The following is a 15270-nucleotide window of genomic DNA, read 5'->3' on the forward strand; positions in this document are numbered from 1 at the left end:
ATGACCAAGCGGCTGAGTATTGCACAGAAGCTGGTTATTGTGTTGATATCTTTGTTAATCGTGTTCAGTATCGCCCTGTCGAGTTTACTGATCAACGGTGCTAATCAGGAACTCACCAACCAACAACAGCGCATTCAATCGCAATACTATAAACAATACCAATTGTTTAATAATTTCATCAGTGAGCGGATCACTGGGTATATCGAGAGCTTTGCGGGTGACGTGTACGACGGAGAAAGTTCCAGTATCCAACAGGACCTTTTTGATCGCTTCGATATGTTGCAAATGCGATGGCAGGTGGACAACATCTGGTTGGTTGAGGATACCGGCGACGTATCGTTTGAGACTGCCGTATTGCCGACAAGCGCACAGACCTTCTTCAAGAATAACGTTTCTCAGCTACAACGACCTACCGGCCGCGTTTTTTGCTTGCCACGGTGTGCGCATTTTCTCGGTGTGCCCGTGATGACAAACCAAGCGGGGCAAACTGCAATAATCGGTGTGGAATATCCATTGTCAGAACTGTTGGCCACCTTCGCCATGTCTGCTGACGCCCGCGTGGCTGTAGTTTCTGTCAAGGAGCGCAGCGAAGCAGACACGCAGGCACTACTTCACATTGAAGGCGTATTAACGGCAAGCAACTTACAGCGATTTACCGCGTTGATTGAGAGCATTCCTGCAAGCTTGGATATGCAGAGTCTCTATCAGTATGGGCATGTGGTAACCACAGATGACGAAGCCTTGTTGCTTAACTTGATCCCGGTAAGCCAGCAATTTAACAACAATCGTTACATTCTGACGGTGACCGATATCAGTGAGCGTTATTTTGCGTTGCGCAACTATTACGTTGTAGTTATCAGTGGCGCGGTGCTATTGAGTGGGTGTTTTATTCTACTGGTGGTGCTGTTGCTGCGCAGTTATCGGCGCAAGTTAGAAAATCTGACTGAACGACTCCCGTTGTTAGCTGAAAATCGCTTTGATGAATTCAGAGAGTTGAGCATGCCTAAATCTATCTGGTTCGAAGATGAGCTGGACCAATTAGAACATGCAGCCGAATCATTGGGCCGTAATCTGGAGAAACTCAACAGACAATCCCATCAGGATCAGGTTCAGCTTGAAAAAATGGCCATGTTTGATGCGTTAACCGGTTTACCAAACCGCAGCATGCTGATGTTTCAGTTAGATAAACACATCGCGCTTTTAAAGCGTGCCGAAGGTGCTGTTGCTTTTATGTTTATGGATATTGATGATTTTAAGCGTATTAACGACACCCACGGCCACAGTATCGGCGACCGATTACTGAAAAAAGTCGCCAAAAGAATTACGTTTCAATTGCGTGAAACCGATATTGCTGCGCGTTTCGGCGGCGATGAATACGGTATTTTACTGCCTGATATCGCAGAGCAAAAAGATGCTGAGCAGGTCGCAGAAAAGATTATTGAAAGCTTTACCAGGCCGTTTGAGGTTAAAGAGTTCACTTTTTTCATCAATGTGAGTATTGGCGTCGCATTAACCGACCACGTTGATATAACCGCCGCTGAACTTTTACGTCACGCCGACATTGCTATGTATGAAGCCAAGTCCGTGTCGCAGTCTGCGTTCAAAACCTATGATTCGGCCATGAATTCTAAGTTGCAGCGACGTGTAGAGCTTGAAAATGAAGCGCGGGTGGCACTCAAAGAAGATCAGTTTTATTTAGCACTCCAGCCAAAGGTCGATTTGCGCAGCGGTACCTTAGTGGGTTTCGAAGCTCTTATCCGCTGGAATCACCCAGAGAAAGGTGCGGTCTCGCCAGCCGAGTTTATTCCTGTGTTAGAGAAAACTTCGCTGATGATGCAGCTTGACTATTGGGTTATAGCGCGGTCGATGTCACTGTTGGCAGAGTTATCACTGAATGGATATAACGATATAGGCATGGCAATTAATGTCTCGGCTAAGCAGTTTCTAGACAATAACTTAGTTGACTATCTTGAGCAGCAATTGCGCCATTATAACCTCGCGCCTGAACGCATCGAGCTGGAATTAACGGAAACCAGTCTGGTTGAGGATTTAGCGCGGGCCTGTGAAGTGATGAACGAGGTGCGAGCGCTCGGCTGTCGAATTGCCATTGATGATTTTGGCACTGGCTATTCATCGCTGAGCTACTTAAAAGCGATGCCTGCCGATGTGGTCAAAATTGATCAGTCGTTTGTTAGCGGGATGCTTGATGACCAAAGCGACCGGAATATCGTTTTTTCGGCGATTTCCATGGTTAAAGGCTTAGGTGTCACGGTAGTCGCGGAGGGAATTGAGTCCTACGCGCAGTACGAACTGCTATGTCATTTTGAGTGTCATCTCGGTCAAGGGTATTTTATCTCTCGGCCCATTAGCGAAAAAGACTTGTGGCAAACCTTGCTGGAAAATTGCCATGACGGTGTGTGGAAAATCTCTAACGTAAGCTAAACGTATTGCTCTAACCAACTTAGTGTTCGAGAAACTCAACAATTAACTCTGTCAATCGAACGTACTTTACTGTACGACCTCCCTTAGGTTTATTATTATGTCATCTCACCCACCGGAGGTAGCAATGTCTAATGCATTTTTGGCGCATCTCAGCCAGCAAATTGAGACCGTAAAAAACGACGGCCTGTATAAAAAAGAGCGCGTCATCAACACGCAACAGCAAGCCGATATACGGGTATCTGGCGGCGAAAGCGTAATCAATTTTTGCGCCAATAATTATTTGGGGTTAGCTAATCATCCTGATTTGATTGCGGCGGCAAAAGCCGGTTTAGATTCACACGGGTTTGGGGTTGCGTCAGTGCGCTTCATTTGTGGAACGCAAGACATTCACAAGCAGCTAGAACAAAAAATCAGTGACTTTTTGGGCATGGAAGACACCATACTTTACCCGTCTTGCTTCGATGCCAATGGTGGTTTATTTGAGACTATTCTTGATCCAGAAGACGCGATCATTTCCGACGCGCTGAATCACGCCAGCATCATTGACGGCGTCCGGTTAAGTAAGGCAAAACGCTACCGTTACGCGAGTAATGATATGACTGCACTTGAAGAACAGCTGAAGAAAGCTGTTGCCGATGGTGCCCGGCACAAGTTAATTGCGACCGACGGTGTTTTTTCGATGGATGGCGTGATTGCGAATTTGAAAGGCGTGTGCGATCTGGCTGAAAAGTACGGCGCAATGGTGATGGTGGACGACTGTCATGCTACCGGGTTTGTTGGAGAACAAGGTCGTGGCAGCCATGAATACTGTGAAGTGATGGGCCGCGTGGATATCATTACCGGCACATTGGGTAAGGCGCTGGGCGGAGCCTCGGGCGGATTCACGTCGGGTAAAAAAGAGGTGGTCGAGTGGCTACGCCAGCGGTCACGCCCCTATCTGTTTTCCAATTCAGTTGCGCCACCAATTGTATCAGCATCGCTCAAGGTGTTTGACATGATGGAACAGGGAGCCGATTTACGCGCAGCGGTCAAACGCAATGCCGCACATTTTCGTCAGCGTATGGAAGATGCTGGTTTTACCTTGTCGGGTAAAGACCACGCGATTATCCCAGTTATGCTTGGCGACGCTAAGCTGGCTAGCGATATGGCTGACCAGTTGCTGGAAAAAGGAATTTACGTGATTGGATTCTCATTTCCAGTGGTGCCGAAAGGTCAGGCGCGTATTCGTACACAAATGTCTGCAGCGCACTCCATTGAACACGTCGACAAAGCGGTCGATGCGTTCATTGAGGTTGGTCGCTCATTAGGAGTGCTTCAATGAAGTCGCTTGCAAAACAACATGCCGAAAAGGGTATCTGGTTAGTCGATAACCCAATGCCACCCGTGGGGCATAACGATTTATTAATTAAAATCCGAAAAACCGCCATCTGCGGCACCGATATGCACATCTATCAATGGGATGATTGGTCGCAGAAGACTATTCCGGTGCCGATGATTGTCGGTCACGAGTATGTGGGCGAAGTGGTCGATATGGGCAGCGAAGTGCAAGGCTTCAAAAAAGGTGACCGTGTTTCCGGTGAGGGTCATATCACGTGCGGGTATTGTCGCAATTGCCGTGCCGGGCGCCGCCATTTATGCCGCAACACCCAAGGCGTTGGTGTGAATCGTCAGGGCGCGTTTGCCGAGTATCTGGTTATTCCTGCGTTCAATGCGTTTAAAATCCCGCATAACATCAGTGATGATCTGGCTGCCATTTTTGATCCCTTTGGGAATGCAGTGCATACCGCGCTTAGTTTTGACCTGGTTGGAGAGGATGTGCTGATCACCGGCGCTGGACCCATCGGCATCATGGCGGCAGCAGTCGCAAAGCATGTGGGAGCGCGCTATGTAGTGATCACAGATGTTAATCCCTACCGCTTAGCATTAGCTAAAAAGATGGGCGCGACACGCGCTGTCAACGTGTCAGAAGAAGATTTGAAAACCGTGATGGACGAGCTAGGGATGACAGAAGGCTTTGATGTTGGACTGGAAATGTCGGGCGTCCCTTCCGCGTTACATACCATGTTACAGCGCATGAATAACGGCGGAAAGATAGCCATGCTAGGCATTCCCCCAGGCGATGTTGCAATTGACTGGAATCAAGTGATCTTCAAAGGACTCATGATCAAAGGAGTGTATGGTCGTGAAATGTTTGAAACCTGGTACAAAATGGCAAGTTTGCTGCAAAGTGGGCTGGACCTATCGCCAATTATTACACATCAATTTGATGTCGATGATTTCCAACAGGGTTTTGATACCATGGGCTCAGGCCAATCCGGTAAAGTGATTTTGAACTGGGGTAAATAATGACGGAATTCGCGCATATCGATGTGAATAAGACTGAACAGATGATGCAGAATAGTCAGGCGGCTATTGTGGATATTCGCGATGAACAGTCCTTTGCGGCTGGGCACATGCCCGGCGCATATCACCTCACGAACGGCTCATTACATGATTTTACTCAGCGTACCGATTTCGATAAGCCGGTTATTGTTGTGTGTTATCACGGTATCAGCAGCCAGCAGGCTGCGCAGTTTCTTATTCATCAGGGCTATGAAGAAGTTTATAGTATGGACGGGGGTTTTGAAGCCTGGAAACAGTCTTTTCCGTTTGAAACAGGCGCGGCAGATTGAGCCAAGAGCTGATCCAATTTAATCAGGAGTCCGCTGCGCGGCTTTTAACCTCTCACCTCAACGCGCACGGGATACCCGCTCACTATAAGTGGGTAGCGTCGGAGCGTCATGCGGTTGTGCTGCACGACTTAGTTCACGTAAAACGCGCGGTGGAACTCACTGAAGCGTTTATCGAAAATCCGACGTCTCCGCAATATCAGCAGGACGCGTGGCTCGTTGGTGAGCAGGCGCGTCAGCCAGTCGATTTGGGTTTAGGGCATTTGCAACCGGCTAAGCTCTTGAAGACACCGTTTACTGCGCTGGTGGGTATTGTCTGTGTCAGCGTCTTTGTTGCGACCATGCTGGGATTCTTTGCGGGCATACAGCAATGGTTTTTTATTCAACCACTGCACGCTATCGCTGAGTCTAATCAATGGTGGCGACTCATCTCACCTGATTTCATCCACTTTTCTGCGCTGCATCTGGTGTTTAACCTGCTGTGGTGGCTAATGCTGGGTTCGCAGATAGAGCGTCGGCTCGGCTTTAGTACGCTATTTATTGTGTTTATTCTGTCCAGTGTGTTTTCCAATGTCGCTCAGCTGTGGGTAAGCGGCGCCAACTTTGGCGGTTTGTCAGGTGTTGTGTACGCGCTAGTGGGATTTGTATGGTGGTTAGGGTGGTTGCGCCCTCAATGGGGTATTAACTTACCCAAGCCAGTTATCGGCTTTTTGTTGGTTTGGTTGGTCATTGGGTATGCTGACGTGTTGTGGATATCGATGGCCAATACCGCGCATACGGTTGGTCTATTCAGTGGTTGTATCGGGGCATTTATCGTTGCACAGCTTAAACCGCAACAACGTGTATCAGAGATTACCCCTGATAAAGATATTTAGTAAAAATAACATCTTTGATAATCGGGTTGCCGGTTTCCGCTTGCAGCCTTTCCTGTAGCATTTGCAAGATAGTGCGGCGGATATCTTCGCGGCCAGTCAGCGACTTTACCTTATCTTCAGGTTGGCGGCCGAAAACCTCAATCACCAGTGCGCGCATCAATGGCATATGGTGTTCCACGATTTCTAGGTTATCTGCGTCGTCCAGCATCAACTCCACCGTAACGCGCACGTAGCCTAGTGTTCGCGCATTGCCGCTCAAGTAGTTGGTGATAATGTCTGGCTCTAAACCAATATAGGCGTATTCGGTTTGCTGGGCATGAGATGGCCACGATGCAATCACCACTATCCACGCTGCTAGAAAACAGCGCACTGATATCAATAACTGCTTGGGCATAAAACGGCATCGAAACATAGTCACCTCAATGATTAATGGGCTTAGCGTTGGCTAAAAAACATGCTTCCAAGCGCACTTATTTAACCTAAACTCGGGATAAACAGATTCGTCCAGCAGCGCTTACGCTTGAAAGTACCCATTGTTTCTTAATTTGAGCACCTTGATCTTAAGATTGAGGCCACTACTGGATAACGTCGATTAACGTTAGCAGTAAACTCAAAGCTGTGCGGATCGTCTTATCCCAAGTCCAAATTAGTTTATCAAACTGTACTGTGAATTGTGCGGAATAAAAGCGCCTAAATAGCTATTTATTTGCGCTCAATGGTATGATTATCGGCAGCAAACTCTTTCTCTAAATTACCAATGTCTTGTCTTTTGAATGAATCACAGTAGCGAAATAATTAATCAACCTCCAATGGGTAGCTGGCATCCGCCACATACGTTTACGTTAGAGGACGCGACGCTCGCAAACTGGCTACTTGATACTGGTTCGCTAACCGAGCGCTTACAGAGCCAGTGTCGCCAGTTGGATGTGAAAGTGTTGTTTCATGCTGAAGCTACACCTAGCGGAACGGAATCTGGCTTATTGAATCGTCACGATAGCCCGTTTTTTATTCGTGAAGTGATGCTGCTTGGCGATGGTGTACCTTGGGTGTTTGCGCGCTCAGTCATTCCGCGCGCGATAAATCAGGGCGAGCTGATTAATCTGGGTAACCAGCCGCTAGGCAAGCGTATTTTTAACGATCCGCGCTTTAAACGCGGCGATTTTGCGCTATGCGCTACTCCTTATACGGCATTAAAAGCACGTTTGGCAATCCACTTGAGCGATACAAGCCACAGTGATAACGACAACCTTTGTCAGGTTTATGGTCGCCGTTCCGTATTTAGCTTTTCAGCGCATAAATTGTCGGTAGCTGAATGGTTTCTTCCAAGCGCGCCAGCTTATCAATTCAGCGAGGTCAGTGTCAGTGAGCGTTAACTTACCTAAACGATCGACACTGTTTGGATTGTGGCAACTGATGCGCGCCGACAAGCCCATCGGTATTTATCTGTTACTTTGGCCGACATTCTGGGCAATATTGATTGCTGCCCAGGGTGAGCCCAGTCTACACATTTCGATTGTATTTGCGCTGGGTGTTGTGGTTATGCGCTCTGCAGGGTGTGTGATCAACGATATTGCGGACAGGCGCGTTGATGGACAAGTAAAGCGCACCGCTCAGCGCCCTCTTGTTTCGGGGGCGGTTACATTATCGCAGGCACTGTGGTTGTTTGTGGGGTTAGTGTTGGCCGCATTTGCACTGGTGCTCACGTTAAATCTCAACACCATTCTACTATCGTTCGTTGCTTTGCTGCTTGCTGCAGTCTATCCATTGATGAAGCGTTACACGCACCTTCCGCAAGTTGTGCTGGGTGCGGCGTTTAGCTGGTCGATGCCGATGGCGGCCATGGCAATTTTGAATGAGATCCCCGCTTGGGTGTGGTGGCTCTATAGCGCGAACCTATTGTGGACCGTAGCGTACGACACTCAGTATGCCATGGTCGACCGTGATGACGACGTGCGCATTGGCGTGAAATCAACCGCCATTTTATTCGGTCAGTATGACTGGATCATTATTTCCCTTCTGCAAACAGCGTTTATTGCGCTGCTTTGTTACGTGGGGTGGATACTGCACTTTTCGCTGAGTTTTTATCTGTGCGTAGTATTTTCAGCTATATTGTTGATACGGCAGCAGATCAGAACGCGACAGCGAGAACGAGAAGCGTGCTTTAACGCATTTTTAAATAATCACTATGTCGGTTTGCTTATAACACTCGGTATTGGATTACATTACTGGCTGTAGGTGAACTTTTTAAGAGGAAAACAATATGCCTGGCGTCATTGCATCGTTGAGTAGCCCTGCGCAAAGCGTCATGTCAAATCTGCGTTTTTCAACCAAATTCACGCTCGTCAGTATTATCTTCCTTATCCCACTTTTGCTCAGCCTCATCCTACTGCAACGTGAGTACAGTCGCGATATTGAGTTCAGCGAAACCGAAAAAGTGGGCCTGTCAATAATAGCAACCCTTCAAAAAGAACAGCTTGCTATCGCCACGGCTGCGATCAGAGGAACTCCACTCACTAACGCTGTACAATTAGACACTCACTCTTTGCCCGAAGTGAGTCAAAAGCGGATTGCTGAGGCGCTGGCTCGTTACCGAACAGCGATTAAAGATCAACCAAACGATGCACAGAGTGTACTGAGCAGTTTGATGCAGACAGTGGCCGATCAAACCAATTTGGAGCTCGATCAGTCACTTGATAGCAGCTATTTGATCACTACGCTAGTGAATACTGTTCCGCAGTTGCAAGAGCAATTAGTCAGCACCGCAACGCTGGGTCGGCAGGTGCTGGTAACCGGCAGTTTTACGCCTGACACCTATATTGGTTTATCCAACGCCAATCAAAAACTTCCGTTGTTTATTGAAAATGTCGACCGTTCTGTGCGCGTTGCGCTGGCTGAGAATACAAGCGTTAGGGCCGCGCTGGCCAACCCTTGGGCTCGTTTACAAGAGCAACTTGTGCAATATCACAACACAGTGAGCCTTGAAATTCTTGACCCAGACAGCTTCGCAACCAATACAAGTAACTTTACCACCGCTAGCTTAAACTCCAGCAGCGCGATAGCAGAATTTGCTAAGCAAGCTCAGCCGGCACTGGCAACCTTACTGGATGACCGCATCAACGATGCCACCTTTAAAAATCGGCTTGTGATTAGTGTGGCCATCGTTGCTGTTTTGCTGGCGTTTTATCTGTTTCTCGGTATGTATTTTTCGGTCACTGACACGGTGGCTCGTGTGGTAAACGCGGTTCATGCAATTGCAGGTGGTGATTTATCAACACGGGTCAAAGTGTGTACGAAAGACGAAATGCGCGCCATTGCAACAGATTTGAATTCCATGACCAGTAATTTGGAGCAGCTGGTCAAGCGCTTGAGTGAGGCCGCTACTACATTGAGTGGCTCGGCTGCCAGTTTAAAAACAATTACTACGCAGACGATCGACGGTGTACACCAGCAACAACAGGAAACAGCTCGTATTTCTGAGTCAATGGGTATGCTGACCGAAGTCGCCAGTAAGGTTGATAATAACTCTGAAACGGCCTCTCAGTCTTCGATTGAGGCGGAAAAAGAAGCTCATCAGAGCTTAATTCTGTTGGGCCGCCTACAATCAGTAATGCAGGAGATGCAAACTGAGTCATCACGTTCACAAACTGCGCTCAACCGATTGGTAGAAGACAGCAAGGATATAGGTCAGGTGTCTAGTGCCATCAACGAAATTGCCGAGCAAACCAACTTGTTGGCGTTGAATGCGGCGATCGAGGCGGCGCGGGCTGGCGAACAGGGGCGAGGGTTCGCTGTGGTGGCGGATGAAGTGCGCACTTTAGCGCAGCGCACGCAGGCGCAGACAAATCAGATTCATGACATTATTACTCGCCTACAGCAGGCCACCAGTGAAACTTACCAAAGCATGGAACAGAGCCGGGAACAAATGAACCTCAGTGTGACAGAGGCCGAAGTGGTCGGCAAAGCGTTAAAACGGATCAGTGAAGTGGTTAGCACCATCAATAAGATGAACACTGAAATATCGCAATCAGCGACAGAGCAAAGCAATGTGACACAGGCGGTGGCTGATCAGGTTGAGTCAATTGCTGCCATCAGTCAGGCAGCTAAAGGGGGAGCGGAACAAACCGATAATTCGGCGGAGCAACTGCTGTCCGTTGTAAAAACGTTAGAGCAGGAGCTTTCGGCTTTACAAAAGGGCACGCGCGCTGCCCGCTAATCCGTTATTTCGACGTTGCGTCATTTGCTTCTAGCGCGTCAACGCGCGCTTCTAAGGCCTCAAGCTTTTCACGAGTACGGATCAGTACTTGGGTCTGTACGTCAAACTCTTCTCGTGTGACTAAATCTAACTTTGACAGCTGCGATTGCAAAATTTGTTTGATACGTTGTTCGGCACCCTCCGCCATGCTTTTAACTCCGGGAGGCACAGAGTCGGCGATTTGTTTTGCAATATCTTCAAGTTTTTTCGGGTCAAGCATGTTGGATCCTTTAATCAGCGTTGAGTGCGGCCCGCCTAGCACCGCGGATGGCTATAGTGTAAACCGGCATGACGGACTTGCAATGATTAACCATGAATTTAACTCACAAACACTAAAAGTCGGGTAAACTAGCGCCTTTATTTTTGCCGACATTCGATTCGAGATTATGCAGTTAAATCCCGCTCAACAAACCGCTGTCACCTATATCTCTGGCCCATGCTTGGTGCTGGCCGGTGCGGGCAGTGGTAAAACGCGGGTTATCACGAATAAGATTGCTTATTTGGTGCGCGAGTGCGAAATGCCAGCGCGACAGATTGCTGCTGTGACTTTCACTAACAAAGCCGCGCGCGAGATGAAAGAACGCGTGGCGCAAACGTTGGGCAAGAGAGAAGTGCGCGGTCTGATGGTGTCTACGTTCCACACATTGGGGCTTACGATCATCAAGAAACACGTGACATCGCTGGGCTTAAAGGCAGGGTTTTCACTGTTTGATGATAAAGACAGTTTGGCGCTACTGAAGGATCTCACCCACGACGAGTACGACGGTGATAAAGATCAGCTCAAGCTACTGCAAACCTGTATTTCGAACTGGAAAAATGACTTGCTCTTGCCTGAATCGCTCAGTCGGCATGCGCAGTCGCCCGGTGAACAGCAATTGGTTGCCTATTATCAACAATATCAGAATCACTTAAGAGCGTATAACGCACTCGATTTTGACGACCTAATACTCATGCCCACCTTATTGCTTCGTGGTAACGAAGATGTCCGACAAAAGTGGCAAGCTAAGTTGCGATATCTACTGGTCGACGAATATCAGGACACCAATACCAGTCAATATGAGCTGGTCAGATTGCTGGTGGGTGAGCGAGCGCGTTTCACCGTGGTGGGCGATGATGATCAAAGCATTTACTCGTGGCGTGGCGCTCGGCCTCAGAATCTGGTGCTATTGCAGGAGCATTTTCCAAAACTCAAAGTCATCAAGCTGGAACAGAATTACCGATCTTCAGGGCGAATTCTGCATAGTGCCAACATTCTCATTCAGAATAATCCGCACGTGTTCGAAAAGCGCTTATTTTCTGAATTGGGTTACGGGGATGCGTTGCGCGTGATCATCGCTAAAAACGAGGAACATGAAGCTGAGCGCGTTGTGGCTGAACTGCTAGCACACAAATTTATGAATGCAACGTCGTACAAAGATTATGCGATCCTCTATCGCGGCAACCACCAAAGCCGGGTGTTTGAAAAGCTGCTGATGAGCAACCGGATCCCCTACAAAATCAGCGGCGGTATGTCTTTCTTCGGACGAGCTGAAATCAAAGATATGATGGCGTATTTACGCTTACTGGTGAATGCAGACGACGACAATGCGCTTCTGCGCGTCATCAATGTGCCCAATCGTGGCATTGGCAGGGCAACCTTAGAAAAAGTGGGTAACTATGCTAATCAGCACAGCCTGTCTTTGTTTGCGGCCTGTTGTGAGCAAGGCCTAACGTCTACGTTATCTGGCAGCGGCTTACACGCAGTACAGGATTTTTCCCGCTGGTTAGTCACACTATCCGACAACGCATCGCGAGGCGATACTCTGGCTGCGGTCGGCGAGATGATTAAGACCATGGGTTATGAAGAGTGGTTGTACGAACACAGTACCAGCCCTAAAGCGGCCGAAATGGCAATGGCCAACATCAGTACACTGTATGGCTGGCTAAAGGGCATGGTAGAAGGTAGTGAGCTTGAATCGCCGGTGACATTACAGGAAGCGGTCAATCGGTTTATCCTGCGTGACATGATGGAGCGTGGTGAAGAAGATGGTGAAAGCCATCAGGTACAATTGATGACGTTGCATGCATCCAAAGGGCTAGAGTTTCCCCATGTGTTTATGGTCGGCATGGAAGAGGGCTTACTCCCTCATCAATCCAGCATTGATGAAGACAACATTGATGAAGAGCGACGCTTAGCCTACGTTGGGATAACACGCGCTCAACAAAGTTTGGTCTTTAGTATTGCCCGTGAGCGTCGGCAGTATGGGGAAACCATTAACCCGGAACCCAGCCGCTTTCTGCATGAGTTGCCGCAAGATGATGTGGAGTGGGAGTTTAATAAGAAGCCTGTCACTCAGGAAGAACGTCAGAAAAAAAGTGAAAGTAGCATTGCCAATATCAGGACGATGCTTAACCGATAGTGCTCGTGATTTGAAGCTTTTCAGACGGCCATAAAAACTTACCCTGACCAAACTTACAGCCTAAATCTTCAAGAGTATTAAATTGCTGCTCGGTTTCAACACCCTCAGCGATGACTGAAAAACGCAGATGCTCACTGATCAACATAATCGATTGGATCAGCTTTTGGTTGCGTTGCGAGCGAGGCAATGACTTAACGAAACGGTGATCCACTTTGACGTAATCAAACGGATATGAGAATAAATAGCTCAGTGACGCCAGACCACTGCCGAAATTGTCTAAGACCAGCGATATGCCAGCCCGGCGGAGCTTTTTAATGGCTGGCAGAATAAATTGAGAGCGTCGATTTAAGTCATTTTCATCAAACTCAAACACAAGCTTTTCGGAGGACACACCCTGCGCTTCAATGAATTCCAGTAAGCGTGTCACCAAGTTTCCCTGGATCACGTGATTAATCGACATATTGATGGCAATTTTGTAGTCTTTCTCTGGGCCCTCGCTTTGCTCCCATCGCTTGATCTGAGCGCAGGCCTGTTCCAGCATGTAGTTGTCCAGTTCAAGGGTTAACCCACTTTGCTCCGCAATTTGCCAGAACTGCTCGCGCTTCACTTTTCCCAAGGTAGGGTGCTCCCAACGCACGTAACATTCAAAGTACATCGGTGTTTTCGACTCTAGGCTGACAGAAGGTTGTACATAACATTCAAATTCTGACTCGCGCAGCGCCCTGCGAAATTCGTTTTCCAGCTCCAGTTCTTCAAGCAAACGTTCGCGCATGCTTTTATCGAACATGACGTAACGGCCACGCCCCTGTTGCTTGGCTTGGTACATGGCTGCATCGGCATCACGCACGATTTCATCAGCGGTTTGGTATGTTATATCCAAGTGTGCAATACCAATGCTTGCACCCGAGTACATTTCTTTTTGTTCTAATAGAAACGGTTCTGCAACTGAGTCAATGACACGACCTGCGACCTCTTCTACATCGGATAAAGAGTCGAAGTTATCAAGTAAAATAACGAACTCATCACCGCCTAAGCGCGCCAACAAATCATGTCCGCGAATACATGTACCGATGCGGCGTGCCACTTCAATTAAGAACTGATCACCAGCATGATGACCCAAGGTGTCGTTGATCACTTTGAACCTGTCCAAATCGATAAACAGCACCGCAAAGTTGTTAGATGGATGGCGTCGCTTATTGGCCAGTGCCAATTCTAAGCGGCTGGTAAACATCGTGCGATTGGGTAAGTCGGTAAGTTCATCGTGATGTGCGTCATGGATCAGCTTAAGCTCAATTTCTTTGCGCTGATCGATTTGCTTCTTCAAGATGTCGTTAGCTCGATTCAGTTCAGCGGTGCGCGCCTCAACCCGTTGGCTGAGCTGCTGCGTGTAATCCTGTATCGCTTCGGATTGGCGTTTTCGCTCCATCGCAACCGCAATATGGTGTGACACATAGCGCAGCAATTCCAAATCACGCGAGGTATATTTATTACTTTTGCCGTAGGTCTGTACAGCGATTACACCCGAAATTTCGCCTTCTACCACGAGCGGTGAACCCAGCCACGAGTTGGACTTAGTCAACATATTTTGCGCTACGGTCACATCCAATTCACCGGATTCAACCAGCTCCACGACACGGGAAGGGTTGACCAATTCAGCCTGCCCCGTGCGCAATACCAGCTCAGTTAACCCATAGCCAAGTGGCCGCTGCGACGGAGCCTCTGACTCTTCATCGCTAAAATAGGGGAATTTCAAATGTTCTTTGGATTCATCCAGAATGGCGACGTAGCAGTTGGGAGAGCTGATCAGGCGCGACAATATACTGTGCAGATTGACGTAGAACGAGTCCATATCGTCATCGAGATTCGCGGCGACTTCACTGATTTCGAATAACGCCTGTTGTAACGATTCAACTTTTTGTCGCTCCAGTATTTCGTCCTGCAACTCGTCGTTCATTTTACGCAGTTGCTTCGTGCGCTCGCGGATGGTTCTTTCCGTCAATTCACGGCTTTTCACCCGATCGACAGTGGTTACGATATGCTGCGAAACAAACGATAACACTTCCAGATTTTCAGCACTGTAGCGCACGCTTTCATCGTAAGTCTGCACTACCATCGCACCGATCACCTGATTACCGCGTTTTAGCGGCACGCCGATAAAATCGACGGGCAATGAACCCATGACCTTAATGCCTTTGGGTTCTAAAACTTCTTTGGCATTGTGCCGGCCGAATTGGAGATGCTCGCCGCTGCGCAAAATAAACCCAGTTATCCCGCCACTCAGTTCTTCAGCGGGAATTTGCTTCACGGTTTGCTCGTCGAATTCATCGACAAAATAAACGAAGTCAATCATGCCTTCATCGCGCTCATAAAAAGCAACGAAAAAGTTGTCGGCATTCATGAAATCACCCACGATTTCATGAATGGATCGGTAAAGACTATTGAGATCGCTGACGGAGCTGGACAGCTCTGAAATATCAAAGAGTGCTTTTTGAACGCGCTCGGCGCGCTTGTATTGCTCAGTTAGCTGCTGTAACTGAGGGATGAGCTCGCGCAGCTCCTCTTCGGATAATTCAACTTTCGACGTGTCGGTTGACATACTACCTCATTGTGGCCGCGCGCTATCCATGACGTGT

Annotated in this window: 12 protein-coding genes; 9 read left to right on the forward strand and 3 right to left on the reverse strand. The window is 48.3% G+C overall.

What is annotated here, in order from left to right; genetic code table 11:
- The 5 genes from KIU71_RS10070 to glpG all read left to right on the forward strand — a co-directional run bounded on the left by KIU71_RS10070 (window position 1) and on the right by glpG (window position 5986).
- Window positions 1-2442 (forward strand): putative bifunctional diguanylate cyclase/phosphodiesterase, encoded by a 2442-nt coding sequence (locus tag KIU71_RS10070; RefSeq protein ID WP_214131157.1) that lies wholly within the window; start codon window positions 1-3, stop codon window positions 2440-2442.
- Window positions 2443-2566: 124 nt separating this feature from the next.
- Window positions 2567-3763, forward strand: coding sequence for a glycine C-acetyltransferase (locus KIU71_RS10075; RefSeq protein WP_214131158.1), 1197 nt, complete (start codon window positions 2567-2569; stop codon window positions 3761-3763).
- A complete protein-coding gene (gene tdh / locus KIU71_RS10080; RefSeq protein WP_214131159.1) occupies window positions 3760-4788 on the forward strand; it encodes an L-threonine 3-dehydrogenase in 1029 nt (342 codons plus the stop codon). The genes KIU71_RS10075 and tdh overlap by 4 nt, the downstream gene beginning before the upstream one ends.
- Window positions 4788-5114 carry a thiosulfate sulfurtransferase GlpE gene (gene glpE, locus KIU71_RS10085; protein ID WP_214131160.1) on the forward strand — a complete coding sequence of 109 codons (327 nt, stop codon included), beginning with the start codon at window positions 4788-4790 and terminating at the stop codon, window positions 5112-5114. The genes tdh and glpE overlap by 1 nt, the downstream gene beginning before the upstream one ends.
- Entirely contained in the window at window positions 5111-5986 is an 876-nt protein-coding gene (gene glpG, locus KIU71_RS10090; RefSeq protein WP_214131161.1) for a rhomboid family intramembrane serine protease GlpG, read from the forward strand. Before glpE ends, glpG begins: the two co-directional genes overlap by 4 nt.
- On the opposite strand, the gene KIU71_RS10095 is transcribed toward glpG, so the two are convergent.
- The gene (locus KIU71_RS10095) at window positions 5964-6380 is read right to left on the reverse strand and encodes a flagellar basal body-associated protein FliL (RefSeq protein ID WP_214131162.1); all 417 of its coding nucleotides are present in this window, start codon (window positions 6378-6380) and stop codon (window positions 5964-5966) included. The genes glpG and KIU71_RS10095 overlap by 23 nt on opposite strands.
- Window positions 6381-6795: 415 nt before the next feature.
- On the opposite strand from KIU71_RS10095, the gene KIU71_RS10100 reads away from it, so the two are divergent.
- Genes KIU71_RS10100 through KIU71_RS10110 form a run of 3 tightly spaced genes read left to right on the forward strand, consistent with a single transcriptional unit; the run spans window position 6796 to window position 10199 of the window.
- Complete coding sequence (locus KIU71_RS10100; protein WP_214131163.1) at window positions 6796-7359, forward strand: chorismate--pyruvate lyase family protein; 564 nt, start codon at window positions 6796-6798, stop codon at window positions 7357-7359.
- Window positions 7360-7399: 40 nt separating this feature from the next.
- Entirely contained in the window at window positions 7400-8221 is an 822-nt protein-coding gene (gene ubiA / locus KIU71_RS10105) for a 4-hydroxybenzoate octaprenyltransferase (protein ID WP_214131388.1), read from the forward strand.
- 25 nt (window positions 8222-8246) lie between these two features.
- A complete protein-coding gene (locus KIU71_RS10110; protein WP_214131164.1) occupies window positions 8247-10199 on the forward strand; it encodes a methyl-accepting chemotaxis protein in 1953 nt (650 codons plus the stop codon).
- 4 nt (window positions 10200-10203) lie between these two features.
- Here KIU71_RS10110 and ubiK read toward each other — a convergent pair whose 3' ends face one another.
- Entirely contained in the window at window positions 10204-10458 is a 255-nt protein-coding gene (gene ubiK, locus KIU71_RS10115; RefSeq protein WP_214131165.1) for a ubiquinone biosynthesis accessory factor UbiK, read from the reverse strand.
- A 166-nt stretch (window positions 10459-10624) separates the two neighbouring features.
- Here ubiK and rep point away from each other — a divergent pair, with 166 nt between their 5' ends.
- Window positions 10625-12637, forward strand: a complete 2013-nt coding sequence (gene rep / locus KIU71_RS10120; RefSeq protein WP_214131166.1) for a DNA helicase Rep — start codon at window positions 10625-10627, stop codon at window positions 12635-12637.
- Here the strand turns inward: rep and KIU71_RS10125 are convergent.
- Complete coding sequence (locus tag KIU71_RS10125) at window positions 12627-15233, reverse strand: sensor domain-containing diguanylate cyclase (protein WP_214131167.1); 2607 nt, start codon at window positions 15231-15233, stop codon at window positions 12627-12629. The two genes, rep and KIU71_RS10125, sit on opposite strands and share 11 nt — an antisense overlap.
- Window positions 15234-15270 lie beyond the last annotated feature (37 nt).

This window comes from Alteromonas oceanisediminis, from assembly GCF_018474025.1.
GTDB lineage: Bacteria > Pseudomonadota > Gammaproteobacteria > Enterobacterales > Alteromonadaceae > Alteromonas_E > Alteromonas_E oceanisediminis.